General features: G+C 66.9%; 17 protein-coding genes and 2 pseudogenes. 7 read left to right on the top strand and 12 right to left on the bottom strand.

Features of this window, described 5'->3' with window-relative positions:
* Nucleotides 1–22: 22 nt before the first annotated feature.
* Complete coding sequence (locus BGI51_RS21405) at nucleotides 23–1,789, bottom strand: thiamine pyrophosphate-requiring protein (protein ID WP_187979669.1); 1,767 nt, start codon at nucleotides 1,787–1,789, stop codon at nucleotides 23–25.
* A gap of 111 nt (nucleotides 1,790–1,900) precedes the next feature.
* Between BGI51_RS21405 and prmB the strand changes: the two genes are divergently transcribed.
* Both prmB and BGI51_RS21395 read left to right on the top strand, forming a co-directional pair.
* The gene (prmB, locus tag BGI51_RS21400) at nucleotides 1,901–2,815 is read left to right on the top strand and encodes a 50S ribosomal protein L3 N(5)-glutamine methyltransferase (RefSeq protein ID WP_187979668.1); all 915 of its coding nucleotides are present in this window, start codon (nucleotides 1,901–1,903) and stop codon (nucleotides 2,813–2,815) included.
* Nucleotides 2,816–2,865: 50 nt separating this feature from the next.
* Complete coding sequence (locus BGI51_RS21395) at nucleotides 2,866–4,185, top strand: DEAD/DEAH box helicase (RefSeq protein WP_133861075.1); 1,320 nt, start codon at nucleotides 2,866–2,868, stop codon at nucleotides 4,183–4,185.
* Between the two features lie 54 nt (nucleotides 4,186–4,239).
* On the opposite strand, the gene BGI51_RS21390 is transcribed toward BGI51_RS21395, so the two are convergent.
* From BGI51_RS21390 to BGI51_RS21375, 4 genes are all read right to left on the bottom strand, one after another.
* Nucleotides 4,240–6,072: a putative bifunctional diguanylate cyclase/phosphodiesterase gene (locus BGI51_RS21390; RefSeq protein WP_133861074.1), complete on the bottom strand. Its 1,833-nt coding sequence runs from the start codon at nucleotides 6,070–6,072 to the stop codon at nucleotides 4,240–4,242.
* Nucleotides 6,073–6,186: 114 nt separating this feature from the next.
* Nucleotides 6,187–7,149 (bottom strand): L-histidine N(alpha)-methyltransferase, encoded by a 963-nt coding sequence (gene egtD / locus BGI51_RS21385; protein WP_187979667.1) that lies wholly within the window; start codon nucleotides 7,147–7,149, stop codon nucleotides 6,187–6,189.
* Nucleotides 7,150–7,152: 3 nt separating this feature from the next.
* Complete coding sequence (egtB, locus tag BGI51_RS21380; protein ID WP_187979666.1) at nucleotides 7,153–8,436, bottom strand: ergothioneine biosynthesis protein EgtB; 1,284 nt, start codon at nucleotides 8,434–8,436, stop codon at nucleotides 7,153–7,155.
* A gap of 98 nt (nucleotides 8,437–8,534) precedes the next feature.
* A complete protein-coding gene (locus BGI51_RS21375) occupies nucleotides 8,535–9,764 on the bottom strand; it encodes a maltoporin (protein ID WP_187979665.1) in 1,230 nt (409 codons plus the stop codon).
* Between the two features lie 208 nt (nucleotides 9,765–9,972).
* Here BGI51_RS21375 and BGI51_RS21370 point away from each other — a divergent pair, with 208 nt between their 5' ends.
* Together BGI51_RS21370 and BGI51_RS21365 are read left to right on the top strand one after the other, a co-directional pair.
* Nucleotides 9,973–10,917, top strand: coding sequence for an NAD(P)-dependent oxidoreductase (locus tag BGI51_RS21370; RefSeq protein WP_187979664.1), 945 nt, complete (start codon nucleotides 9,973–9,975; stop codon nucleotides 10,915–10,917).
* Between the two features lie 231 nt (nucleotides 10,918–11,148).
* A pseudogene (locus BGI51_RS21365) lies at nucleotides 11,149–15,494 on the top strand (DEAD/DEAH box helicase).
* Between the two features lie 3 nt (nucleotides 15,495–15,497).
* Here BGI51_RS21365 and BGI51_RS21360 read toward each other — a convergent pair.
* On the bottom strand, nucleotides 15,498–16,223 hold the full coding sequence (locus BGI51_RS21360; RefSeq protein WP_187979663.1) for a TorF family putative porin: 726 nt from the start codon (nucleotides 16,221–16,223) through the stop codon (nucleotides 15,498–15,500).
* Between the two features lie 469 nt (nucleotides 16,224–16,692).
* Between BGI51_RS21360 and BGI51_RS23805 the strand changes: the two genes are divergently transcribed.
* The gene (locus BGI51_RS23805) at nucleotides 16,693–16,824 is read left to right on the top strand and encodes a hypothetical protein (RefSeq protein WP_290127620.1); all 132 of its coding nucleotides are present in this window, start codon (nucleotides 16,693–16,695) and stop codon (nucleotides 16,822–16,824) included.
* An 82-nt stretch (nucleotides 16,825–16,906) separates the two neighbouring features.
* Here the strand turns inward: BGI51_RS23805 and BGI51_RS21355 are convergent, their stop codons facing one another.
* The 5 genes and pseudogenes from BGI51_RS21355 to BGI51_RS21335 form a co-directional block, all read right to left on the bottom strand.
* The gene (locus tag BGI51_RS21355) at nucleotides 16,907–17,671 is read right to left on the bottom strand and encodes an ABC transporter ATP-binding protein (RefSeq protein ID WP_187979662.1); all 765 of its coding nucleotides are present in this window, start codon (nucleotides 17,669–17,671) and stop codon (nucleotides 16,907–16,909) included.
* Between the two features lie 34 nt (nucleotides 17,672–17,705).
* On the bottom strand, nucleotides 17,706–18,818 hold the full coding sequence (locus tag BGI51_RS21350) for a succinylglutamate desuccinylase/aspartoacylase family protein (protein WP_187979661.1): 1,113 nt from the start codon (nucleotides 18,816–18,818) through the stop codon (nucleotides 17,706–17,708).
* Between the two features lie 37 nt (nucleotides 18,819–18,855).
* Nucleotides 18,856–19,566, bottom strand: coding sequence for an ABC transporter permease (locus BGI51_RS21345; protein ID WP_007158912.1), 711 nt, complete (start codon nucleotides 19,564–19,566; stop codon nucleotides 18,856–18,858).
* Nucleotides 19,563–20,302 (bottom strand): annotated as a pseudogene (locus tag BGI51_RS21340) (ABC transporter permease). Before BGI51_RS21340 ends, BGI51_RS21345 begins: the two are co-directional and overlap by 4 nt.
* A 102-nt stretch (nucleotides 20,303–20,404) precedes the next feature.
* The gene (locus tag BGI51_RS21335) at nucleotides 20,405–21,184 is read right to left on the bottom strand and encodes a transporter substrate-binding domain-containing protein (RefSeq protein WP_007158910.1); all 780 of its coding nucleotides are present in this window, start codon (nucleotides 21,182–21,184) and stop codon (nucleotides 20,405–20,407) included.
* Nucleotides 21,185–21,535: 351 nt separating this feature from the next.
* Between BGI51_RS21335 and BGI51_RS21330 the strand changes: the two genes are divergently transcribed.
* Together BGI51_RS21330 and BGI51_RS21325 are read left to right on the top strand one after the other, a co-directional pair.
* Nucleotides 21,536–21,973: a GNAT family N-acetyltransferase gene (locus BGI51_RS21330; protein WP_290127619.1), complete on the top strand. Its 438-nt coding sequence runs from the start codon at nucleotides 21,536–21,538 to the stop codon at nucleotides 21,971–21,973.
* A gap of 3 nt (nucleotides 21,974–21,976) precedes the next feature.
* Entirely contained in the window at nucleotides 21,977–22,462 is a 486-nt protein-coding gene (locus tag BGI51_RS21325) for a hypothetical protein (RefSeq protein ID WP_187979659.1), read from the top strand.
* Here the strand turns inward: BGI51_RS21325 and BGI51_RS21320 are convergent.
* On the bottom strand, nucleotides 22,402–23,505 hold the full coding sequence (locus tag BGI51_RS21320; protein ID WP_187979658.1) for an FUSC family protein: 1,104 nt from the start codon (nucleotides 23,503–23,505) through the stop codon (nucleotides 22,402–22,404). The two genes, BGI51_RS21325 and BGI51_RS21320, sit on opposite strands and share 61 nt — an antisense overlap.
* Nucleotides 23,506–23,507 lie beyond the last annotated feature (2 nt).

Below are 23,507 nucleotides of genomic sequence, written 5' to 3'. Positions count from 1 at the left end.
TGGCGAGCCTGAGCGGCGCGGGCTAGCGCAGCAGCTGCCGGGCTCCCTGCTTGAGCATGTCCCAGCGATTCGGATCGCCACTGGCGATAGCGCCGAGGAAGGCCCTGGCCTGCTCGAAGCTGATATGCGGCGGCAGCGGCGGCACACTGGGGTCGGTGACGAATTCCAGCACCACCGGGCGATCCGCCTCGAAGGCCTGCTGCCAGGCATCGGCCACCTCGTCCGGGCGATGGATGCGCAGACCCTTGAAGCCGAGCAATTCGCCATAGCGGGCATAGGGGAAGTCGAGTACATCCTGGGCCGGGGCGAACTTGGGGTCTCCAGCCAGGGCACGCTGCTCCCAGGTCACCTGATTGAGATCGCCGTTGTTGAGCACCATGACGATGAAGGTCGGATTGCTGAATCTCTTCCAGTACTGCTGCAGGGTGACCAGTTCGGCGTTGCCGTTCATCTGCATGGCGCCATCGCCCACCAGGGCGATCACCGGACGATCCGGATGAGCGAACTTGGCCGCGATGGCATAGGGAATGCCGCAGCCCATGGTCGCCAGCTTGCCCGACAGCGACCCCAGCATCTGCCCGCGCATGCGGATGTCGCGGGCATACCAGTTGGTGTGGGAGCCGCTGTCGCCGCAGAGGATGGCATCCTGCGGCAGCTGGCTGGAAAGTTCGTGGAACACCCGCTGCGGATTGATCGGCTCGGCGGGCGCCAGGGCGCGCTGCTCGATGGAGTGCCAGGAAGCGGCCACGCTCTTTTCGATGCGCGCGCGCCATTTATCGTGGGGTTTGCTCTCCAGCAGTGGCAGCAGGCGTCTCAGGGTCTCGGCGGCATCGCCCAGCAACGGCTGCTCGATGGGATATCTCATGCTGATGTTGCGCGCATGCAGGTCGATCTGCACCGCTCGCGCCTGGCCTTCCTGAGGCAGGAATTCGGTATAGGGGAAGGTCGAGCCGACGATCAGCAGGGTGTCGCATTCCTTCATCAGCAGATCGCTGGCCTCGGTGCCGAGCAGGCCGATGGCGCCGGTGACATAGGGCAGTTCGTCGGAGAGTACGCCCTTGCCCAGCAGCGCCTTGGCCACCCCGGCGCTGAGCTTCTCGGCCACCGCCATCACCTCGCTGCGCGCCTGCAGGGCGCCGGCGCCCACCAGCAGGGCAACCTTCTTGCCGGCATTGAGGATGTCTGCCGCAGCCTGCAGGTCGTCTTCCTGGGCATAGGGTCGCGGCGGGATGGCACCGGCACCGGAAAGGACATTGGCGTGCTGGTGCGGCGGACTTTCCACCGCCGGCAGCTGCTGGATGTCGTTGGGGATGATCACCGTCGCCACCTGGCGCTCGGCGATGGCCACGCGGAAGGCGCGGTCGATGACATGGCGCAGCTGCGCCGGATGCACCACCGTCTCCACATAGGCGGAGACGTCCTTGAACAGGGTGTGCAGGTCGACTTCCTGCTGATAGTCGCTGCCCAGTGAAGAGGCGGCCTGCTGGCCCACCAGGGCCACTACCGGCATATGGTCCATCTTGGCGTCGTACAGGCCGTTGAGCAGATGGATGGCCCCGGGCCCGGAGGTGGCCAGGCAGACGCCCACCTCGCCGGTGAACTTGGCATGGGCGCAGGCCATGAAGGCGGCCATCTCCTCGTGGCGCACCCGCACATAGTCGAACTGGTCGGCTACCCGACCCATGGCGCCCATGATGCCGTTGATGCCATCGCCGGGGTAACCGAAGATGCGCTCGACGTGCCACTGGCCGAGGCGCTCCCAGAGATGATCGGCTACGGTCTTGCTCATGACGTTCTCCTCGTTGAAGGTCTAGGCTTAGGAAGAAGGGCCCGGACGTTAAGTTCCTGCAGCCGGACCGGGCGCGGGTTAGAATGCGCGGCTGATCATCCGGAGCCTTTCATGAGCGAATCCCGCCTGCGCACCTTGCGCGACCACATCCGCTGGGCCGTCAGCCGCTTCCATGCCGAAGAGCTGTTCTTCGGCCATGGCCACGACAACGCCTGGGACGAGGCCCGCGCCCTGGTGCTGGGCGCCGTGCACCTGCCCTGGGACACCGCCGATCGCTACCTGGACTGCGCCCTGGAAGACGACGAGCGCTACGCACTCGGGGTGCTCCTGCACAAGCGCATCCAGGAGCGTGTGCCGACCGCCTATCTGCTCGGCGAAGCCTGGTTCTGCGGCCTGCCGTTCACCGTCGACGAGCGGGTGCTGGTGCCGCGCTCGCCCATCGGCGAGCTGATCGACGCGCAATTCGCGCCCTGGCTGCCGGCCGCGCCGGCGCGCATCCTCGATCTCTGTACCGGCTCGGGCTGCATCGGCATCGCCTGCGCCTATGCCTTCCCCGAGGCCGAGGTGGCCCTGGGCGATCTGTCCTACGACGCCCTCGAAGTGGCCTGGCAGAACATCGAGCGCCACGACCTGGAGGATCGCGTCTATACCGTCCAGGGCGACGGCTTCACCGGACTGCCAGGGCAGCGTTTCGACCTGATCGTCAGCAATCCGCCCTATGTGGATGCCGAGGACTTCGCCGACATGCCGGCCGAATACCAGCACGAACCGGCCCTGGGCCTGGCCTGTGGCGACGACGGCCTGGACCTGGTGCGGCGGATGCTGGCCGAGGCCGCCGATCACCTCACCGAGCAGGGCATCCTCGTCGTGGAGGTGGGCAACAGCCAGGTCCACGTCGAGGCGCTCTATCCGGAAGTCGATTTCACCTGGCTCGAATTCGAGCGCGGCGGCCATGGCGTCTTCCTGCTGGCCGCCGCCCAGTGCCGCGAGCACCAGGCGCTGTTCCGCAGCCGTCTGGTCCCCTGATCACCCGCGGTCGCCCGCGGCGGCCGCCCTTTCTTTACCGAGGTCTACCCGTGTTTACCGAACTCGCTCTGCACGAGCGCCTGCTCAAGGCCCTCGATACCCTGGGCTTCAAGACGCCCACTCCGGTCCAGGCCGCTGCCGTGGGCCCGGCCCTGGCAGGTCATGACCTGCGCGTCACCGCCCGCACCGGCAGCGGCAAGACCGCCGCCTTCCTGCTGCCGCTGCTGGATCGCCTGCTCAAGGACCCCAAGCCGCGTTCCGGCGCCCGCGCGCTGATCCTGCTGCCGACCCGCGAGCTGGCCCAGCAGACCGCCAAGGAAATCGAACGCTTCGGCCAGTTCACCTTTCTCAAGGCCGGCCTGGTGATCGGCGGCGAGGACTTCCGGGTCCAGGCCGCCGGCCTGCGCAAGAATCCGGAGATCCTGGTGGCCACCCCCGGTCGCCTGCTGGAGCAGCGTAACGCCGGCAACGTGAACCTGAAAGACATCGAGATGCTGGTGCTCGACGAAGCCGACCGCATGCTCGACATGGGCTTTTCCGAGGACGTGCTGCAGATCGCCGCGAGCTGCGAGCGGGAGGGTCGCCAGACCCTGCTGTTCTCCGCGACCAGCGGTGGCAACAGCCTGCGTCAGGTGGTCGAGCAGGTCCTGCGCGAGCCGCAGAATCTCATGCTGGACCGCACCGGCGAACTGAACGAAGCCGTGGTGCAGCAGGTGATCCTGGCCGACGAGCCCCCGCACAAGGAACGCCTGCTGCAGTGGCTGCTGGCCAACGAGACCTATCGCAAGGCCATCGTCTTCACCAACACCAAGGTGCAGGCCGATCGCCTCACCGGCCGCCTGGTGGCCGAGGGGCTCAAGGTCTTCGTGCTGCACGGCGACAAGGACACCAAGGACCGCAAGTTGGCCGTGGAGCGGCTGCAGAGCGGCGCGGTCAAGGTGCTGATCGCCACCGACGTGGCTGCCCGTGGCCTGGACGTCGAAGGCCTCGACCTGGTGATCAACTACGACCTGCCGCGCAGTGGCGACGAATACGTCCACCGCATCGGCCGCACCGGGCGCGCCGGCGAGGCCGGCCTGGCGATCTCCTTCGTCACCCATGGCGACTGGAATCTGATGTCCAGCATCGAGCGCTATCTCAAGCTGAGATTCGAGCGCCGTCACCTGCCGGGTCTCAAGGCCAGCTATAACGGCCCGAAAAAGCTCAAGGCGTCGGGCAAGGCTGCCGGCGTGAAGAAGAAAAAGACCGAGGGCAAGAAGGACGGCAAGGCCAAGACCAAGGCCAAACCCAAGTCCGAGCGCCGCCCCGGCGCCCTGGTGCCGACTTCGGCCGACGGCTTCGCGCCGCCGCGCAAGCGCACCCAGGAGTGATCCCGCGCCAGGCCTGAGGCGCCACCCCGCGGTGAGACCGCGGGCAGGGCGGGCTCAGTGCTTGGCGGTGTTGTCGAACAGCTGGAAGACCGGTGCGCGACGGGTCGAGCGTTGCAGATCCGGTTGCTGGATCAGCAGCCAGGCCTGCAACTCCGGTTCGGGCATGGGCTTGCCGATCCAGAAGCCCTGGCCTTCGTCGCAGCCCATGGCCAGCAGGCTGGCCAGGGCCTCGGCGGTCTCGATGCCTTCGGCGGTGATGCGAAAGCCCAGCTGGTGGGACAGTTCGATCAGCGAACTGACGATCAGCCGGTCCTTGGTGCGATGGGTCAGTTCGCGCACGAAGCTGCGATCGATCTTGATGGTGTCGGCCGGCAACTCGCGCAGGTGCGAGAGGTTGTTGTAGCCGGTACCGAAGTCGTCGATGGCGATGCCGATGCCCAGCTCGCGCAGGGCGGCCAGCTGGCGATGGATCAGCGCCACGTCACCCAGCAGGGCATTCTCGGTGACCTCCAGTTCCAGGCGCCTGGGATTGACCGGATAGCGCTGCAGCAACTCGGTGGTCTGCTCGGTGAAGTCCGGATCGTTCAGGTCATGGGCGGAGATGTTGATCGCCACGCCCAGACTCCGACCTTCCCGCTGCCAGGTATAGGCCTGGCTGATGGCCTGCTGCATCACCCAGCGACTCAGGGCGGTGATCAGCGCGGTCTTTTCTGCCAGTGGAATGAATTCCGCCGGACTGACCGACCCCAGGTGCGGATGTTGCCAGCGCAGCAGCGCCTCGACGCTGTGGCAGCGACCGGTGGCCAGATCGATGCGCGGCTGGTAGACCAGGCTCAGCTGATCCTCGGCGCGCAGCGCCTGGGGCAGGGCGCTGAGCAGGGCGAAGGCGCGGCGGTAGGCGGCATCGTGCTGCGGATCGAAATGCCGGCAGCCGCGCATCTCGGCGCGGGCATCGTCGGCGGTGGCGATCAGGGCGCGCAGCCAGTCGGTGGGGTGATCGTCGGTCAGGGACATGATTCCCAGGCCCAGGCGGGTCTGGATGGGAATGCCGTTGTAGTCGAGCACCCCGGTCAATTCCTCCTGCAGGCGTTCGAGCAGCGCCTGTTGCGCGGTCTCGTCGGCGTCGTGCAGCAGAAAGCCGAAGCGGGCCGGCCCCAGGCGATACAGGGGTAGCTCGACCGGCAGCAGACGGCGCAGGTGCTGCTTGATGGCGCGCTGCAGGCCATCGAAGTGGGCCTGGCCCATGGCCTTGATGAAATCGTTGAGATAGCTCTGGGCGAACAGATCGGCCGCCACGGCCACCACGCGGGTGCCGGAACGGGTCAGGGCTTCGGCATCCTCGATGAAGCGCTGGCCATTCGGCAACTGGGTGACCGGGTCCCAGAAGGCTTCGGTGCGCAGCAGTTCGATGTGCTGGCTGGCAAGGGCCGCCAGTTGCTGCAGCGCGATCAGCCGATCCTGGGGCAGGGCGGCACGGGGTGCCGAATCGAACAGGCAGAGGCTGCCGAGCATCAGCCCTTCGGTCGTGCGCAGCGGTGCGCCCAGGTAATAGCGGATATGGGGCGCGCTGGTGACCACCTGGAGGTCGGCGAAGCGGGCGTCGTTGCGCGCGTCTTCCACCTGCAGCGGCAGGCTGGTTTCCTGCAGGTGCTGGCAGAACGACTGGGTGCGCGGCACGGTCAGGGGCGCGCAGCCCACGGTGGCTCGACAATGAACCTGCTGGCCGTCTAGAAAGCAGATCATGGCGTAGGGGACATCGAACAGCCGCGCGCAGAGCTCGGTGAGATCCTGGAAGGCACGGTCGGAGGGACGGTCGATCAAGGCGAGATCGCGCAGCAGTGCAAGACGCTGGCGTTCATTGGCCGCAGTGAGTGGAGCAGGCTCCATAGCAACGTCTCGGTGCGCTGTAGTAGCAGATTGCTACTTAGAGCGTGATCGGGTCGAGAGTTCCCTCACCACTCGCCTCACACTCTGTCAGTCGTCATTTATCTGTCGAAAGGCTCAGGCCGCGAAGTAGAAGACGGCGAACAGCGCCTGGGGGTCGGTCCACACCCGCACCTGTCTGAAACCGGCGTCTTCGGCCAGCGCACGAAAACTCTCCAGGCTGTACTTGTAGGAATTCTCGGTATGCAGACGTTCGCCTTCACGGAAGGCGAAGCGGCGACCTTCGAGACGTACGGTCTGGTCGCGGGTGCTGACCAGGTGCATCTCGATGCGCGCCTGTTCTTTGTTGAAGAAGGCCAGGTGCCGGAAGCGCTGCGGATCGAGATCGGTGTCCAGCTCGCGGCGGATGCGTTCCAGCAGGTTGAGATTGAAATCGGCGGTCACCCCGGCGGCGTCGTTGTAGGCCGCATCCAGCCGCGCCCGGTCCTTGATCAGGTCCACCCCGATCAGCAGGCCCCCGGTGGCCGGCAGCATCCGGTGCAGGTTGCGCAGGAAGACGCCGGCTTCTTCCGGGGTGAAGTTGCCGATGCTCGAACCCGGAAAGAAGGCGATGGGGCGCAGGCCGTCGAGACTGTCGGGCAGGGTCATGGGTCGACTGAAGTCGGCGCAGGCGGCGCTGACGTCCAGCCAGGGATAATCGGCCGCCAGGCGCTGGGTGCTGCTGAGCAGGAAGTCCCGAGAGATATCGATGCCCAGGTAGCCGGCCGGGTGCATGGCTTCCAACAGCAGACGCACCTTGCGACTGGCCCCGCTGCCCAGTTCCACCAGAGCGGCGTCGCGCCCGGCCAGGTGCGCGATCTCACCGGCCGCCTTGGCCAGGATGGCCTCTTCGGTGCGGGTGGGATAGTACTCGGGCTGCCGGGTGATAGCCTCGAACAGCTCGGAGCCGCGCTGATCGTAGAAATATTTCGGCGACAACGCCTTCGGGGTCTGGGCAAAGCCCTGGAGCACATCGTCCCGCAGCGAGCTGTCGGCGACGCTCACCGGTTGCTGATCGAAGAAGCGCACGGCTAGGGCCATGGGTCAGACCTCTCTGGCCAGGCGCAGGCCGGAAAACTGCCAGCGCATGGTGGGATAGAAGAAGTTGCGATAGGAGGCGCGCACATGGTCCTGGGGCGTGGCGCAGCAGCCACCGCGTAGGACCATCTGGCCGGACATGAACTTGCCGTTGTATTCGCCCAGGCTGCCCGGCAGCGGTTTGAAGCCGGGGTAGGGGCGGAAGGCGCTGCCGGTCCATTCCCAGACATCGCCGAACAGCTGGCGCATGCCCTGGCCCGTGCTACCGACCGGCTGCAGGTGATCCTGCTCTACGAAGTTTCCCTGGATCGGCTGGCGCGCCGCCACGGTCTCCCATTCCGCCTCGGTGGGCAGCCGGGCGCCGGCCCAGCTGGCGTAGGCATCGGCTTCGTAGAAGCTCAGGTGGCAGACCGGTGCAGCCTGATCCACCGGAGTCAGGCCGCCCAGGGTGAAGTGATGCCAGACGCCATCGAGCTTCTGCCAGTACAGCGGCGCCTGCCAGCCGAGGCTGCGGATGGCCGCGGCGCCGTCGGACAGCCAGAGATCGCTGCGGCCGTAGCCATTGTCTTCGATGAAGGCCAGGTATTCGCCATTGGTGACCAGCCGATCGGCCAGCTGGAAGTCATCGACGAACTGGCGGTGGACCGGCGTCTCGCAATCGAAGGCGAAGCCGTCGCCGCCATGGCCGACATGCCGGACGCCGCCTGGATGGCTTTCCCAGCCCAGGGGCGCTATCGGCGCTGTGGGCCCCTTGGCCAGGTCGGCGCGATAGACCGGGTGCAGGGGGTTCTGCGCGAGGATGTGCTTGATGTCCATGAGCAGCAATTCCTGGTGCTGCTGCTCGTGGTGCAGACCCAGCTCCAGGCGTCGGGCGATCTCGACGGCGTGTTCGGCGGGCGGCGCGCTGAGCAGTTCGGCCATGGCGGTGTCCACCGCCGCACGAAAGCGATAGACGTCGTCCACGCCCGGTCGCGACAGGTGCCCACGAGCCGCCCGGGGAAAGGGCTTGCCGTGGGTCTCGTAATAGGAGTTGAACAGGTAGTCGTAAGCCGGATTGGGCGTCTGGTAACCCTTGAGGAAGGGCTTGAGGATGAAGGCCTCGAAGAACCAGGTGACGTGGGCCAGGTGCCATTTCGGCGGACTGACGTCGGCCATGCTCTGGATGACGTAATCCTCGACGGTGAGCGGGGCGCACAGGGCCTCGCTGGCCCTGCGCACGCGCTGGAAGCGGTCGAGCAGGGTGGTGGCGGTGTCACTCGCTGCGGGCAGCTCGCGGGCGAGAGGATTCATGGCGTTCTCCCTGGTCGGCCTTTTGGTTGTCAGGAAACCGACCGGGCGGCATAAGTTTAGTTCGCCCGGTTATGACGGGCGGTCTCGCTTGCCGCTCTCTACCACCAGGTTTCCAGCTGCACACCGAAGTTGTTGCCGTGGCGGGCATCGCCGAAGGCACCGCTGTCGGACAGCGCCGTGCCGGCCACGGCAGCGTCCTGGGCGCCGTGGTTCCAACTGGCGTAGGTCCAGTAGAGGCGGATCTCCGGCCGGTCCATTAGCCCCATGCCGCCCAGCGCCAGGGTCGGCGCCACGGTGACCTTGTTCAGCGTGCGGGTGGCACCACTGTCGGGGTGGATCTGGTCGTGGCCGAACTCCACCTGCAGCTTGAACAGCCGGGTGAAGGCATAGCTGGGCCGCACGCCAAAGGAATACCAGGTCTGGCCGCCATCGCCCGGCGCCCGGTCGCGCTGGTAGAGCGCCAGCAACTGGCCGCCGAAGCGCGGGGTGAGCTGCCAGCGCGGCGATTCGAGTACGCGCAGGCTTTCGTAATCCCGGTCGGCGGTCAGGCTGCCGGTGGCGCCCAGACCGGTGCCCGGACCGCGGCCGTATTGCACGGTGAAGACATTGACCCCGCCAAAGAACTGCGACTGCTTGTGCTCGGCGGTGGCCGACCAGCCGCTGTGGGCGTTCTGCACCTGGCCGGCGCGCTGGATATAGGACAGCCCCAGTTCGATCTCGCCACCGGGATTGGTCTTGATGCCGCCCAGGTTCAGGTCGTGGCGATTGGCCTTGTCCGGCTGGTCGACGTTGTCTTCGCGACTGAAGGCGTAGCTCAGTCGCAGCCCGCTGTCGCCCAGGCCGTAGTCCTCCACGCCGAAACCGGTGCCGCTCGGATTCCAGTAGTAGAAGTCGTTGATATGGATGTCGTGACGCTTGTAGTAGCGGCGACCGGCCCAAAGTCCGCCGCCATTGAGCGCCGGCAGGCTGAGACTGGTCCAGATCTGCGGCAGGCGGACGTTGCCGTTGTCGCCACTGAAGGTGGGGGTCTGGTCATAGACGTTGTAAAGGCTGGCCATGCCGTGCACCTTGAGTTCGGTGCCATCGACGCCCTTGTACAGGGTCTGGTGCAGTTCGAGTTCCCAGTAGGTCTCGCATTCATTACCCAGGCGGTACTTGGCGGGTGCCCCGGGCAGCTGGAAGCAGCTCTGCTTGCCGCCTTCCGCAGCGCCACCGACACCTACCCGGCCGTAGCCGCTGAATTCCAGCGCCACGGCGTTCAGTGGCAGGCTGCCGGCAAGCAGGGCGAGGCAGGCGGCGGTGCCGGCCTGGCGAAAAACTCTACTCATACCCAAAAATCCCTCTGTGGTTTGGCGAACGCCGATCGGACCTGATGCCAGGTCGACAAGTTGCGCGAAAACCTCGTCCTATCAAGGACTTGGATCGAGATCGAGACCTGGGCGAACAGGGTCGAGAGCGGCGGCCTAAAGAGAATGGTTGACGACCAGGCCTCCCGCTGGCGACGCTGGGGTTTTTGGCCAGGGAAAGTATTACAAGATGAAACCGACGCTGCTGATGGCCCCGCAATTGCCCCAGGGACTGGTTGACCAACTCGAGGCTCACTACCGGGTACTGGGTCCCTTTCCTTCAGCCGATCCTGCGGCCTTGCCTGTCGGTGCCGAGGAGGCGGTGGCCCTGCTGACCATTGGCGGCCTGCCGACTCGCGCGGCCTTGCTCGACGCGCTCCCGGCGTTGCGCCTGGTGGCCTGCTATGGCACCGGCTACGAGGGCGTGGAGCTGGCGGCCTGTCGCGAGCGCGGCATCGCCGTGACCACCGCCGGTGACGCCAACGCCACCGCCGTGGCGGAATTCACCTTTGGCCTGATCCTGGCCAGCGCCCGTCGCCTGTTGCAGGGCGATGCCTTCGTCCGCAGCGGTCGCTGGCAGGGCAATGCCGTCGAGCGCATGCCCCAGGTCCCGGGCCTGGCCGGGCGGCGCCTGGGCATCTATGGCCTGGGCGAGATCGGTCGGCGCATCGCCCGCCGCGGTGAGGCCTTCGACATGGAGATCGGCTACTTCAATCGCTCGCCGCGGGAGGGGCTGGACTATGCCTATCACGGCAGTCTGCTGGAGCTGGCGCGCTGGAGCGATGTGCTGGTGGTGGCGGTCCGCGCCAGCGCCGAGACCGTGGGCGCGGTGGATGCCGGGGTCCTGGCCGCGCTTGGTGCGGAGGGCCATCTGGTCAATATCTCTCGCGGCAGCGTGGTCGACGAAGAGGCCCTGGCCGAGGCCCTGGAGCAGGGAGTGATCGCCGGCGCGGCGCTGGATGTCTTCGCCCGCGAACCCGAGGTGCCCGAACGCCTGCGCCAGCAGCCCAACCTGGTGCTCAGCCCCCATGTCGCGGCCAATGCGGCCTCGGCCCAGCAGGCCCAGCAACAGGTGATGCTGGCCAACCTCGAAGCCATGCTGGAGGGGGGCGAATTGCGCAATCGCATCGCCTGAGAGCCTGTTGAAAGTCTGCTGCGCGTCGGCCAAACGGCGTTGAATACACCCTGGATCGCCAGCCCGGTCGGAATGCTCATTTACCACTCGTAAACTCGCACGCGAGCTCGGTCCGCTTCCTCAGGTCTCTTCGTCTTGTTTGGCTCTAGCTCGCTAGACTTCAAACAGGCTCTTGTTCGCCACCGGTCGGCTTGGGTTGTGGCCCCTGCTAGCCACTCCCATATTGAGCGCATGACCTCGAACTCGCCTGCCGCCGTCCTGGCGGACTTTCACGACGCGCCGCGCAGCTGGTTCACGACGCGCTTTCCCGCCCCGACCGAGGCGCAGCTGCAGGCCTGGCCGGCCATTCGCGCCGGCGCCTCGGTGCTGGTGGCGGCCCCCACCGGCTCGGGCAAGACGCTGACCGCCTTCTTCGCCGTGCTGGATGGCCTGGTCCAGGAGGCGTTGCAGGCAGACGGCCTGCCCGAGGCCTGTCTCTGGCTCTATGTGTCCCCGCTCAAGGCCCTGTCCAACGACATCCGCCTCAATCTCGAAGAACCCCTGGCCGGCATCGGCGCGGCGCTGGACGCGCGGGGGTTGCCGCCGCTGGCATTGCGCACGGCGGTGCGTACCGGCGATACCCCGCAAAAGGAGCGGGCGGCCATGCGCCGGCGGCCGCCGCACCTGCTGGTCACCACGCCCGAATCCCTCTATGTGCTGCTGGGTTCGGATTCCGGGCGACGAATGCTGGCCAGCGTGCGCGGCGTCATCGTCGACGAGATCCATGCCATCGCCGATGGCAAGCGCGGCAGCCACCTGACCCTGAGCCTGGCGCGCCTGGAAGCCCTCACCGGGCAGCCGCTGCAGCGCATCGGTCTGTCCGCCACCCAGAAGCCGCTGGCCGCCGTGGCCGCCTTTCTGGTCGGGCGCGATGCCCAGGGCCAGCCCCGCCCCTGTACGGTGATCGACATCGGCCACCAGCGCGCCCGCGACCTGGCGCTGGAAGTGCCGCCCATTCCCCTGGAGGCCCTGCTGTCCACCCAGGCCTGGGAGCTGGTCTACGACCGCCTGGCCGAACTGGCCGAGGCGCACCGCACCACCCTGGTGTTCGTCAACACCCGTCGCCTGGCCGAGCGCATGGCGCGCCAGCTGTCGGATCGCCTCGGCAGCACCCAGGTCGCCGCCCACCACGGCAGCCTGGCCCGGGAGCAGCGACTGGACGCCGAGCAGCGCCTCAAGCGCGGCGAATTGCGCCTGCTGCTGGCGACCGCTTCCCTGGAGCTGGGCATCGACATCGGCGAGGTCGACCTGGTCTGCCAGATCGGCTCGCCGGGTTCCATCGCCGCCTTTCTGCAACGGGTCGGTCGGGCCAACCACCAGGTCGGCGGCCTGCCCAAGGGACGGCTGTTTCCCACCTCGCGGGACGACCTGGTGGAGTGCGTGGCGCTGCTCGACTGCGTGCGTCGCGGTGAGCTGGATACCCTGCACATCCCCGTGGCGCCCCTGGACGTCCTGGCCCAGCAGCTGGTGGCCGAGGTCGCCTGCCAGGAGTGGTCGGAAGCGGGCCTGCTGGCCGTGCTGCGCCAGGCCGAGCCCTATGCGGCGCTGAGCGAGGCCGATTATCGGGCCGTGGTGGAGATGCTCAGCCAGGGCTATACGGATCGCCGCGGTCCGCGCGCCGCCTATGTTCATCGGGACGCGGTCAACGGTCTCCTGCGTGGCCGCCGGGGCGGCAAGGCGACTGCGGTGATGAGCGGCGGTACCATCCCGGAGAGCGGCGATTTCAGCGTGCTGCTCGAACCCCAGGGCCATACCGTCGGCAGCGTCAACGAGGACTTCGCCTTCGAAAGCCTGGTGGGCGACGTCTTCCAGCTGGGCAACACCGCCTACCGCATCGTCAAGATCGAAGGCAGCAAGGTGCGGGTGGAGGATGCCAGGGGACAGCCGCCCAATATCCCCTTCTGGCACGGCGAGGCGCCGGGGCGCAGCGATGAGCTGTCGGCCGGCCTGGCGCGGTTGCGCGCGGAACTCGAACCCCTGCTGCCCGCGGCCGGCGAACCTCCGGAACCGGCCATCGCCCGCCTCGGCGCGGCCTATGCGCTGGAGGAGGGCGCGGCGCGCCAGCTGGTGGACTATCTCGGTCGGGCACGCCAGGCGCTGGGCGCCTTGCCGACCCAGCAGACCCTGGTGATGGAGCGTTTTTTCGACCAGGCCGGCGGTATGCAGCTGATCATCCATGCGCCCTTCGGCAGCCGTATCAACCGCGCCTGGGGCCTGGCCCTGCGCAAGAGATTCTGCCGCAATTTCAATGTCGAGCTGCAGGCGGCAGCCACCGAGAACGCCCTGATTCTCTCGCTGGCAACCAGCCACAGCTTCATGCTCGACGAGGTCTGGCGCTACCTGCATCCGGCCACCGCCGAGACCGTGCTGATCCAGGCGCTGCTCGACGCCCCGCTGTTCGCCGTGCGCTGGCGCTGGAATGCCACCACGGCCCTGGCCCTGCCGCGCTTCAGCGCCGGGCGCAAGGTGGCCACCCAGGTGCAGCGCATGCGCAGCGAAGACCTCCTGGCCACGGTCTTTCCCGAGCAGGTCGCCTGCCTGGAAAATCTCGCCGGCGAGCGCCAGGTGCCGGATCATCCGCTGGTCCGCCAGACCCTCGACGACTGCCTGCACGAATCCCTCGACAGCCGTGGCTGGCTGGCCCTGCTGGCACGTATCACCGGTGGCCAACTGACCCTGCTGAGCCGCGACCTGCCCGGACCTTCGCCACTGGCTGCCGAGGTGCTCACGGCCAAACCCTATGCCTATCTGGACGACGCTCCCGTCGAAGAGCGGCGGACCCTGGCGGTGCAGAATCGCCGTTTCGGCGGCGCCGATCCGGACGAGCTGGGCGCCCTGGATCCGGCGGCCATCGACCTGGTTCGGGCGGAGGCCTGGCCGCGGCTGGAGAGCGCCGATGACCTGCACGAAGCCCTGCTCGGCGTCGGCTTTCTTACCGAGGCGGAGCTGGCCCCCCACCAGACCCAGGCTCGCCAGTTGGTCAAGGCCGGGCGGGCAGGGCGGTTGCGGCTGCCGGCGGCGACCCTCTGGATCGCGGCCGAGCGACTGCCGTTGTTCCAGGTGCTGTTTCCAGGCGCCGCCACGGAGCCGGTGCTCAGTGCGCCGCCAGGTTTCGCGGCGCCCGCGGATGCCGAGGCGGCCCTGGTCGAGGTGCTGCGCGCGCGCCTCACCGCGCTGGGTCCGGTAGGCCAGGAGGAGCTGGCCGCCAGCCTCGGGTTGCCAGCAGCGCAGCTCACGCCGGCGCTGCTGGCCCTGGAGGGCGAGGGCTATGTCCTGCAGGGGCGCTTCACCACGGCAGGCAAGGCTGTGGAATGGTGCGAGCGGCACCTGCTGGCGCGGATTCATCGCTACACCCTGGGGCGGCTACGCAAGGCCATCGAGCCGGTGGCCCTGGCCGACTACCTGAGATTCCTGCTGGAGCACCAGCAGCTGGCCGGTCCGGCGAGCCTGAGAGGCAACGAGGGCCTGGAGCAGGTGATCGGCCTGCTGGAAGGCTTCGAGGTCGCCGCCGCCGGCTGGGAAGGCGAGATCCTGCCCAGTCGCCTGCCGGACTATCAGTTCACCTACCTCGATGACCTCTGCCGCGCCGGTCGCGTGGTCTGGCTGCGCCTGCCCCAGGCGGGGCGGGGCGGTAGCGGACCGGTCAAGGGTTCGCCCATCGTCCTGCTGCCGCGGCGACACCTGGCCGACTGGAACAGCCTGACCGAGCCCACCGGCAGCGAGATGCTGTCACCCAAGGCGCAGCGGGTGCTGGAGGTGCTGACGCAACGCGGTGCCTCCTTCTTCGATGAGCTGCTCGGCGCGGCGCGCCTGCTGCGCAGCGAACTGGAGACGGCCCTGGGCGAGCTGGTGGGAGTCGGTGCGGTCAACGCCGACAGCTTCGCTGGTCTGCGCGCCCTGCTGCAGCCGGCGGCCAAGCGCGGCAGCGGTCGCAGCGGTTTGCGCCGCGGGCGCATGGCACTCTATGGCGGGATGGAGGATGCCGGCCGCTGGGTCGCCTTGCGGCCGGCCGAGGCGCCGGACGATGCGCGGCTGTCAGATGCGCTGCTGGAGCGCCTGGTCGGGCTGCTGCTGCGTCGCTATGGCGTGCTCTGCTGGCAACTGCTGCAGCGGGAGAGCGCCGTTTTGCCGCCCTGGCGCGATCTCCTGCGTGCCTGCCATCGCCTGGAAGCCCGCGGCGAGATCCGCGGTGGTCGCTTCATTGCCGGGCTCTCCGGCGAGCAATTCGCCGATCCGGCCGCCATCGCCCCCTGCGCGAGTGGCGCCAGCGCCCGGCGGAAGACCTGTGGGTGTGCGTCTCGGCGCTGGATCCGCTCAACCTGGTCGGTACCCTGCTGCCCGGCGCCAAGATACCCGCCGTGGCCGGCAATCGCCTGCTCTATCGCGACGGAGTGCCCATCGCCGCGCGGGTAGGAACCAGGGTCAGCTGGCTGGTGGAGCTGGAAGCCGGGGAACAGGTGCGGGCGCGGCAGGCCCTGCAGCAACTGGGGCGGGAACGACCCCAGGTCGGCATCGGGCGCAGCCTGCTGCGGCAGTAAAGACTAGAAGAAGGGGTGCGAGGCCTTGAGCATCAGGGCGCTGTCGCAGTAGGTGTTGTGGCCCGAATACACCGAGCAGTCGGCCCCTCTCAGGCTGGTGCCGCTGTAGGTCAGGTTGAACAGGGTATTCACCCACTTGCGACTCAGATTCACCGACCAGTCGTTGAAACTGCGCACCATGCCGCCGCTGTCGAGGGTCGAGGGCACATCCAGCACATAGTTGGTGTACTTGAGCGAGACCCCGGTCTTGATCAGCGGCAACGTCCCCAGATCGGCATAGAGCGAAGCGTTGTGGCGCCCCGGGTCATTGGCGAAGGCCGCGCCCAGGCGCTTGCCATAAACGGTCATCCCGGAATACAACTCGCGGCTGGGATCGACGTTCTGGATCAGGTTGCTGTAGTTGATCACGCCCAGCTCATAGCCATAGCCAGGGGCGAAGCGGTGCTTGTAGCCCGCGTAGGTGTCCATCTCTAGCAACGGCGCATCCGCGGACGAAGCATTGTTGGTCGTCCACTGGCCGAAATACAGCCCGCTGTCGTGGGTGAGATCGAAGCCCCCGCCCATGCCGGCGGAGTTGGGCGCGACCAGACCCTGAGCCATGCTGCGTGACGGCGCCGTGCCCATCTTCAGATCGAAATCCCCTACCTCGCGCTGCATGCCCCAGGTGGCCGCCAGCGCCGGACTGGCCAGCAGCCCGAGTGCGATGAAGAGAGGTAAGGATCTGGTCATGGGAGCACTCCTGCCGTGCCGGTCACGCTAACTGGAGAAAGAATGTGATGGGGATAACAACAAGCAGGGAGAACATCGAGGTGCGAGCACCCTGATGACATCGTTGTTATTGGATGAGAAACCGCGGCTAACCCGTTATCGTCCGGCGATGATAACCAACGACGGTGGCATATTTTCACCATTCGTCAGTTTTCGAGTCGAGAATTGAACTCGATAGCAGTATCAAGACCGACAGATTTGATATGGGTTCCAACAACAATCGGTGAGGTTGACCAGGCTGGCGTCCGAGCGGCATTGGCGCTGTCTTCGGGCAAAAGACACACTTTTTGACAAAGCGCAGCCCTGTTGCGACGAACAACCGCACGTTGGTGGATTGAATCGACCAGGAAAGACTCAATATTGTGGAGGAGGGCAGCAGGGTCTGCCCGCCAAGGCTGTCCCTGATTGAGCGCTGGCTCGAGGAGTTTCCATGAACGACCGTATACAAGCTCTGATGCTGGACCTGCTCGCGCGACTCGATCTGGTCAAGGCCATCCCGATTCCCAGTCGTGAACGCGAGCAGCTGGCTGCCCAGCGTCGTCGCCAGCAGCAGCGCCGCTAAGCGCCACCAGCCTTGAAGAGCGCGAAGCCGGTCGGCTGGAGCCGCCCGGTTCGCGCGGGGTCCCCCGAGCGGGGACCCAGGCTTACTTGAGGTTGCCGCTGAGGAACTGGCGCAGGCGCTCGCTACGCGGGCTCACCAGCACTTCGCTCGGCGGACCTTCTTCCTCCACCACCCCCTGGTGCAGGAACAGCACCTGAGAAGATACCTCGCGGGCGAACGCCATCTCGTGGGTCACCATGAGCATGGTACGTCCCTCTTCCGCCAGGGCGCGGATCACCTTCAGCACCTCGCCGACCAGCTCCGGGTCGAGCGCCGAGGTGGGCTCGTCGAACAGCATGATTTCCGGCTCCATGGCCAGGGCGCGGGCGATGGCCACCCGCTGCTGCTGGCCACCGGAGAGGAAGGCCGGATACTGATCAGCGACCCGCGCTTGCAGACCGACCTTGTCCAGGTACTTGCGCGCGCGTTCTTCGGCTTCCGCCTTGCTGATGCCCAGCGCCTTGCGCGGCGCCAGGGTGATGTTGTCCAGCACGCTCAGGTGACTCCATAGATTGAAGTGCTGGAAGACCATGGCCAGGCGGGTGCGCAGATTCTGCAGCTGGGCCGCGTCGGCCACCCGGACGGCGCCGCGATCCTCGGCCATGCGGATGGTCTCGCCATCCAGGGTCATGGTCACGGCATTGGGCTGCTCGAGGAAGTTGATGCAGCGCAGGAAGGTGCTCTTGCCCGAGCCACTGGCGCCGATCAGGCTGACCACATCGCCGGTCTTGGCCTTGAGCAAGACGCCCTTGAGCACTTCGTGGTCGCCGTAACGCTTGTGCAGGCCTTCGACGGTCAGTTTGTACATGGATAGGAATTCCACAGCTGAAAAGGGGTAGGGGTCACGGCGAGAGCAGGTAGCCGCTGCGATAGGCCTCGGTGCCCGCCACATGGGCGATCACCATGCCGGCCGTGGCCATGCGGCGATTGGAACGCGCATAGAGGATGCCGGCGACCGCGCTGCGGACCTCTTCGACGCGGTCGCTGATGGGGTCCACGACCTGCGCCAGCACCTGGCCGACCGCGATGCGCTCGCCCACCTGGGCCTTGAGCACCAGCACGCCACCCTGGGTGGTCGCCACGGGCTCCACGGCCGCCAGCGGCGTGGCCGGTTGCAGCAGCGGCGGCAGGGGGGCGGCGGCGCCGCTCAGAAAGCCCTGGTGGCGCAGATAGTTGACGATGGCCTCGGCATCCGCCGCGGCGAGTTCGTCACGCACGTCCAGCTGGCCGCGCAGCTCCAGGGTCACCGACAGGCTGCCCAGGGGCAGGCGCTCGCCAAAGCGCTGGTTGAGGTTCCACCAGAGCAGGGTGAAGCATTCGTCGAAGGACTGGCCGCCCGAATCGGTGGCGAGCAGGCTGGCTTCGGAACCGAAGTAGCGCGCCAGCGGCTCGACCTGGGGCCAGGCTTCCGGCGTGGTGTAGAGGTGGGCGACCGCGTCAAAATCGCAGTGCAGATCGAGTACCACCTCGGCGTCGCAGGCCAGGCGCTGCAGGGTCAGGCGCTGACTGTCGAGCTGGGTGGTGGCGGATTCCCCGGCCAGGGCGGTGCGGAAGATCTCGCGCACCAGGGCCTGGTTGGCGCTCACGTCGTCACCGAGGCGTTCGGCGATGGCGGCTTCGACCTGGGCGGTCATGTCGCGGAAGCGGCGATTGAAGTTCTGCCCGCTTTCCAGCTCGTAGCGACCGAGGTGGACGTCGGCGACCTGCTGATCCTGGCCGATGGGGTTCGCCACCGGTACCAGGACCACCTCGGCCAGGAGCTCGCCGGCGGCTTCCAGCGCCCGGAGGCGCTGCTTGAGGTGCCAGGCGGTGAGCATGCCGGGCAATTCGTCGGCATGCAGGGACGCCTGGATATAGACCTTGCGGCCACTGTCGGCGGGACCGAAGTGGAAGCTGTGGATGCAGCGCTCGGTGCCCGGGACCGGGGCGACCAGCGGATGGGTGAGATGGCGCATGACAACTCCGGGGCCGCGCCGGGCGCGGCCGCTTGGGTCAGTGGGTCGGGCCGAGGAAGGCCAGCCAGCGGCGCTCCGCCAGGCGGAACAGGCCGATCAGGATGAAGGACACCGCCAGGTACAGCAACGCGGCCAGGCCGAAGGCCTGGAAGGTCAGGAAGGTGGCGGTGTTGGCGTCGCGGGCGATCTTGAGCAGGTCCGGCACCGTGGCGGTGAAGGCCAGGGTGGTGGAGTGCAGCATCATGATGACTTCGTTGCTGTAGAAGGGCAGCGAGCGGCGCAGCGCCGAAGGCAGGATGACATGCACGTACAGGCGCCAGCCATCCAGGCCGTAGGCCTTGGCCGCCTCGACCTCGCCGTGGGGGGTGTTGCGGATGGCCCCGGCGAAGATCTCGGTGGTGTAGGCGCAGGTATTCAGGGCGAAGGCCAGGATGGTGCAGTTCAGGCCGTCGCGGAAGAAGCTGCCCAGCATCGGCTGGTCGCGCACGAAGCCCAGGCTGTAGATGCCGGTGTAGCAGATCAGCAGCTGCAGATAGAGCGGGGTGCCACGGAAGACGTAGGTATAGAAGCCGATCGGCCAGCGCAGCCAGCGGCGCTCCGAGACCCGGGCCACCGACAGCGGCACCGAGACGATGAAGCCGATCACCACCGAGGCCACCAGCAGCCAGAGGGTCATGGCCAGGCCGGTGATGTGGTAGCCATCGGTCCACAGCAGGGGTTTCCAGTATTGCTGCAGGAGTTCGATCATCGCTTGGCCTCCCGCACGCCGACGTGATAGCGCCGTTCCAGGGCCCGAGGATGGCGTTGGTCACGGCGGTGATGAGCAGATAGATGACGCCGGCGACGATCAGGAAATAGAACAGCTTGAAGGTGCCCTTGCCGGCCTCCTGGGAGGCGCGGACCAGATCGGCCAGGCCGATGATGGAGACCAGTGCGGTGGCCTTGAGCAGCACCTGCCAGTTGTTGCCGATGCCGGGCAGCGCGAATCTCATCATCTGCGGAAAGGTGATCAGGGTGAAGGTCTGCCAGCGGCTCAGCCCGTAGGCCAGGGCGGCCTCGCCCTGACCGCGCGGCACGGCGAGGATGGCGCCGCGAAAGGTCTCGGTGAAGTAGGCGCCGTAGATGAAGCCGAGGGTGGCGATACCGGCGGCCATGGGATCGATGTCGATGTAATCCCAGCCCATGTAGTCGGTGAGGGCGCCCAGCCAGTTCTGCAGGCTGTAGAAGATCAGCAGCATCAGCACCAGATCGGGCACGCCACGGATCAGGGTGGTGTAGCTCTGGGCAATGAAGCGCAGGGGCGCGAGGCGCGACAGCTTGGCCGAGGCGCCGAGCAGGCCGAGGATGACCGCCACGATCAGCGCGAAGCCGGCGAGCTTGAGGGTCGTCAGGGTGCCTTCCAGGATCAGCGGGCCGTAGCCATGCAGGCTGAGCGTGCCCAGTCCGATGGACTGCAAGAAGGAGTCGAAGGAATTCTGCTGCATGCGTCTTGGGAAAATCGCCTGGTGAGGCCGCCGGCGCGGTGGGCGCCGGCGGTCATACGTAAAACGCCCCCGGTGGCACCGGAGGCGTTTGCCGAACCGACCTTACTTGGGATCGTAGAGGTTCAGGTCGCCGAAGTACTTCTTCTGGATCTTGTCGTAGGTGCCGTCGGCGTGGATGGCCGCGATACCCTTGTTGACGAAGGTCTTGAACTCGTCGTTGCCCTTGCGGATACCGATGGCGGTATCGGCCGGCAGCAACTCGTCATGGATGGCGGTGTTGGTGTAGCCCTTGCCCTGGGGCGACTTCATGAAGCCACCTTCGGCCTGCAGCATGTCCTGCATGGCGACGTCGATACGACCGGACACCAGGTCGGCATAGACCTGATCCTGGTTCTGGTAGCTCTGGACGTTGACGCCGTTGGGCGCCAGCTTCTGCTTGGCGAAGGTCTCCTGGATGGTGCCCTGCTGCACGCCAACGGTCTTGCCCTTCAGGCTTTCCGCGGTGGCCTGCAGGTTGGCGCCTTCCTTGGTGACCATGGAGGAGGGGCCCGACCAGAGCAGGTCGGAGAAGTCGATCTGTTCGGCACGTGCCGGAGTCTTGGTCAGCGAGGACAGGATGCCGTCGAACTTGCGCGCGCGCAGGCCGGGAATCAGGCCGTCGAAGTCACTCACCACCCACTTGCACTTCACTTCCAGCTTTTCGCAGATGGCGTTGCCCAGTTCGATGTCGAAGCCGACGAAGCTGCCATCGGCGGCCTGGGATTCGAAGGGCGGATAGGTGGTATCCACACCGAAGCGGATCTCTTTCCATTCCTTGGCCATCGCCGAACCGGCGGCCAGACACAGGGCGAGCGCAGAGAGAGTCAGCCAGCTTTTTTTCATGTCGGATCCTAGTGCGAATGTGGATGAAATCATGGCGCCAGTACGACGCCCGTGCCCTCGCGGGAGCAATAAGCTTACCAGTCGGCGAAGATCGTCCCAAATCTGTACGCGGTTGCCGCGTTGGTTACATCCTGTAGCAGCCGACCCCGCCGAGCGGCGCGCATTATGCACCGGAAAGGCGCGGCTTTCCTGCCCGGTGCGGACGAACGCACCGCTTTGGGTCTAAAAAAATACGCATGCGCCAAAGGTGGGCAGAAAGGTAGCAGAAGACCCGCTTCGCTAAGCCATCGTATCTGTTCGGTAGCAATCACGGAGTGCAGCTGTGTGCAAAGGAAACGGGAGTGAAGCCGGATGAACTGTGGAGACAAGACCACACATCTAAACAACATTGAGGTGGCATCTGCCGCTCAGGCCACCGCGATCGCCCAAGGTTTCCAGGCGTTTGTCAGCGCCCAGCATCCGCAGTTGACTGACGAGTCAGCCGATGTCCCACTGCAGCTGGTCATCGTCGAGCATTCCCGGGTCATAGCCGGTCTTCTAGGTCGTGTGTTCTGGAAGGGGCTGGAGATCGAGGTGCTCTGGGTAGACCAGGGGCATCGCCAGCGCGGACTGGGTCGGCAACTCCTGCAGCGAGCGGAAGCTGAGGCGCGCATCCAGGGCGCTCAGGTGGCTTATCTACGCACCGCCCAGGCAGCGGCCTTCTATGAGCGGTGTGGCTACCAGCATTGCGGCTACCTACCACGACCGCTGGGGACAGGCCTGCACAGCTACCACAAGGTAATGGGCTAGCCGGTGGCGCGGAGCCTGGGCAGGTTGCTGGCGCTGGTCTTCCTGGCCGCGCTCTATGGGGCGCTGCATGACCAGCTCAGCTACGGCCTGGGTCCGGATTACTTCGATTGCCTGAAATTTTCGCAATTCGGGCTGCTCGATAGCGACCTGGCGGCCCGCTGGCGAGTGGCCCGGGTGGGTCTCCAGGCCGGCGCGGCGGCAGGACTGCCCCTGGGCCTGGCGCTGCTCTGGTTGGCGCGTGGACGTCCTGTCGGTGACCGTTATCTCTGGCGCGGCAGCGCGGCCGTGCTGCTCGGGGCGCTGGGTTGCGCCGTGCTGGGCCTGGGCCTGGGTTGGCTTGCCCTGGAGCTGGGCAGCGTCCTGCGGGTGCCGGACTGCGTGCAGGACCGCAGAGGTTTCCTGCTGGCGGCCTGGATGCACGATGGCAGCTACCTGGGCGCCCTGCTGGCTTTGCTGGTGTTTGCCTGGCGCAACCGGCTGCGCCGCTGAAACCGCGCGAGGATTCGCGCGACGCCGGCTTCCAGCGCCAGAAAGAGCAGGGCGACCGTACCGCCGAGCAGGGTGCTGCCGATCCGCTCACGGGCGATGCTCGCCTCGGGGGCGCCGGCCAGGGCGACCATCAGCACCGTGGTGCCGGTGATGAACAGCGTCTGCAGCGAATAGCGACCGTCCTGCAGCAGATAGGCGCCCGCCGCACACAGCAGGCAGGCAGCGGCCAGGACGGCAGGCGTGTTGTCGAGCCAGACCACCGCGCCCGCCAGCAGGCAACCGGCCAGGGTGCCGCCCAGCCGACCCAGGCCACGCCGCCAGGTATCGCCCAGCCGCGGCTTGAGCACCAGCAGGGCGGTCATCGGCGCCCAGTAGCCGTGGCCGTAATCGAGCAGGCTGGTCAGGGTCTGGCAGAGGGCGACCACGGCGGCGGCATAGAAGCCGTAGCGGCCGAGCCGAAATCTGTCTTCGAACAGCACCACCACCTCCCTGAGATGGGCCTTGAGGGAACCGGTGCGCAGCCGCCATTGGGAGCGATAGAGGGCCTTTTGTACGAGGGCGAAGAACAGCAGTTGCAGCAGTCCGCCGCCAAGAACCAGGCCACCCCGCAGCAGGGCCTGGTGGAGATCACCGGGAAAGCCGCCGGCTACCAGCAGGGCCACCGTCCACTGCTGGGTGATCCACCAGGGTCCATTGCCTACGGCGAACAGCCAGGCGCAGCAGGCCGCCCACAGGGCGCCGGCCAGGACCAGCGCCGGCAGCTGATGACCCAGCAGGGAGCCAACCACGGCGGAAAAGGCCATGCCCAGCGCCGCCACCAGCATGGGCGCCAGGGGCTCGGCGGCAAAGCTCTTGTAGGCGCCGAAGCCGACGGTATAGGCGCCACCCAGGGCCACCACGCAGGGGAGCCAGGCCCCGGTCCACCCGCCGGTGAGCAGGATCGCCGCCAGGGCTGGCAGGCAGGCGAGCGCCAGGGCCCAGCGCGGTTCCCGCGGCGCGCCCAGGGCGCCATCGGTCACCGGCGGCGCGGTCTGGCCGGCCATGG

It is taken from the genome of Pseudomonas oryzihabitans (assembly GCF_014522265.1).
Classification (GTDB): domain Bacteria; phylum Pseudomonadota; class Gammaproteobacteria; order Pseudomonadales; family Pseudomonadaceae; genus Chryseomonas; species Chryseomonas aestiva.
This window is presented reverse-complemented; position numbering and strand designations above follow the sequence as displayed.

Bases quoted from the DNA above. Each gene is read 5' to 3' on its own strand.
- BGI51_RS21405 (WP_187979669.1), bottom strand. From the start codon at position 1,789: ATGAGCAAGACCGTAGCCGATCATCTCTGGGAGCGCCTCGGCCAGTGG.
- prmB (WP_187979668.1), top strand. From the start codon at position 1,901: ATGAGCGAATCCCGCCTGCGCACCTTGCGCGACCACATCCGCTGGGCC.
- BGI51_RS21390 (WP_133861074.1), bottom strand. From the start codon at position 6,072: ATGGAGCCTGCTCCACTCACTGCGGCCAATGAACGCCAGCGTCTTGCA.
- egtD (WP_187979667.1), bottom strand. From the start codon at position 7,149: ATGGCCCTAGCCGTGCGCTTCTTCGATCAGCAACCGGTGAGCGTCGCC.
- egtB (WP_187979666.1), bottom strand. From the start codon at position 8,436: ATGAATCCTCTCGCCCGCGAGCTGCCCGCAGCGAGTGACACCGCCACC.
- BGI51_RS21375 (WP_187979665.1), bottom strand. From the start codon at position 9,764: ATGAGTAGAGTTTTTCGCCAGGCCGGCACCGCCGCCTGCCTCGCCCTG.
- BGI51_RS21370 (WP_187979664.1), top strand. From the start codon at position 9,973: ATGAAACCGACGCTGCTGATGGCCCCGCAATTGCCCCAGGGACTGGTT.
- BGI51_RS21360 (WP_187979663.1), bottom strand. From the start codon at position 16,223: ATGACCAGATCCTTACCTCTCTTCATCGCACTCGGGCTGCTGGCCAGT.
- BGI51_RS23805 (WP_290127620.1), top strand. From the start codon at position 16,693: ATGAACGACCGTATACAAGCTCTGATGCTGGACCTGCTCGCGCGACTC.
- BGI51_RS21355 (WP_187979662.1), bottom strand. From the start codon at position 17,671: ATGTACAAACTGACCGTCGAAGGCCTGCACAAGCGTTACGGCGACCAC.
- BGI51_RS21350 (WP_187979661.1), bottom strand. From the start codon at position 18,818: ATGCGCCATCTCACCCATCCGCTGGTCGCCCCGGTCCCGGGCACCGAG.
- BGI51_RS21345 (WP_007158912.1), bottom strand. From the start codon at position 19,566: ATGATCGAACTCCTGCAGCAATACTGGAAACCCCTGCTGTGGACCGAT.
- BGI51_RS21335 (WP_007158910.1), bottom strand. From the start codon at position 21,184: ATGAAAAAAAGCTGGCTGACTCTCTCTGCGCTCGCCCTGTGTCTGGCC.
- BGI51_RS21330 (WP_290127619.1), top strand. From the start codon at position 21,536: ATGAACTGTGGAGACAAGACCACACATCTAAACAACATTGAGGTGGCA.
- BGI51_RS21320 (WP_187979658.1), bottom strand. From the start codon at position 23,505: ATGGCCGGCCAGACCGCGCCGCCGGTGACCGATGGCGCCCTGGGCGCG.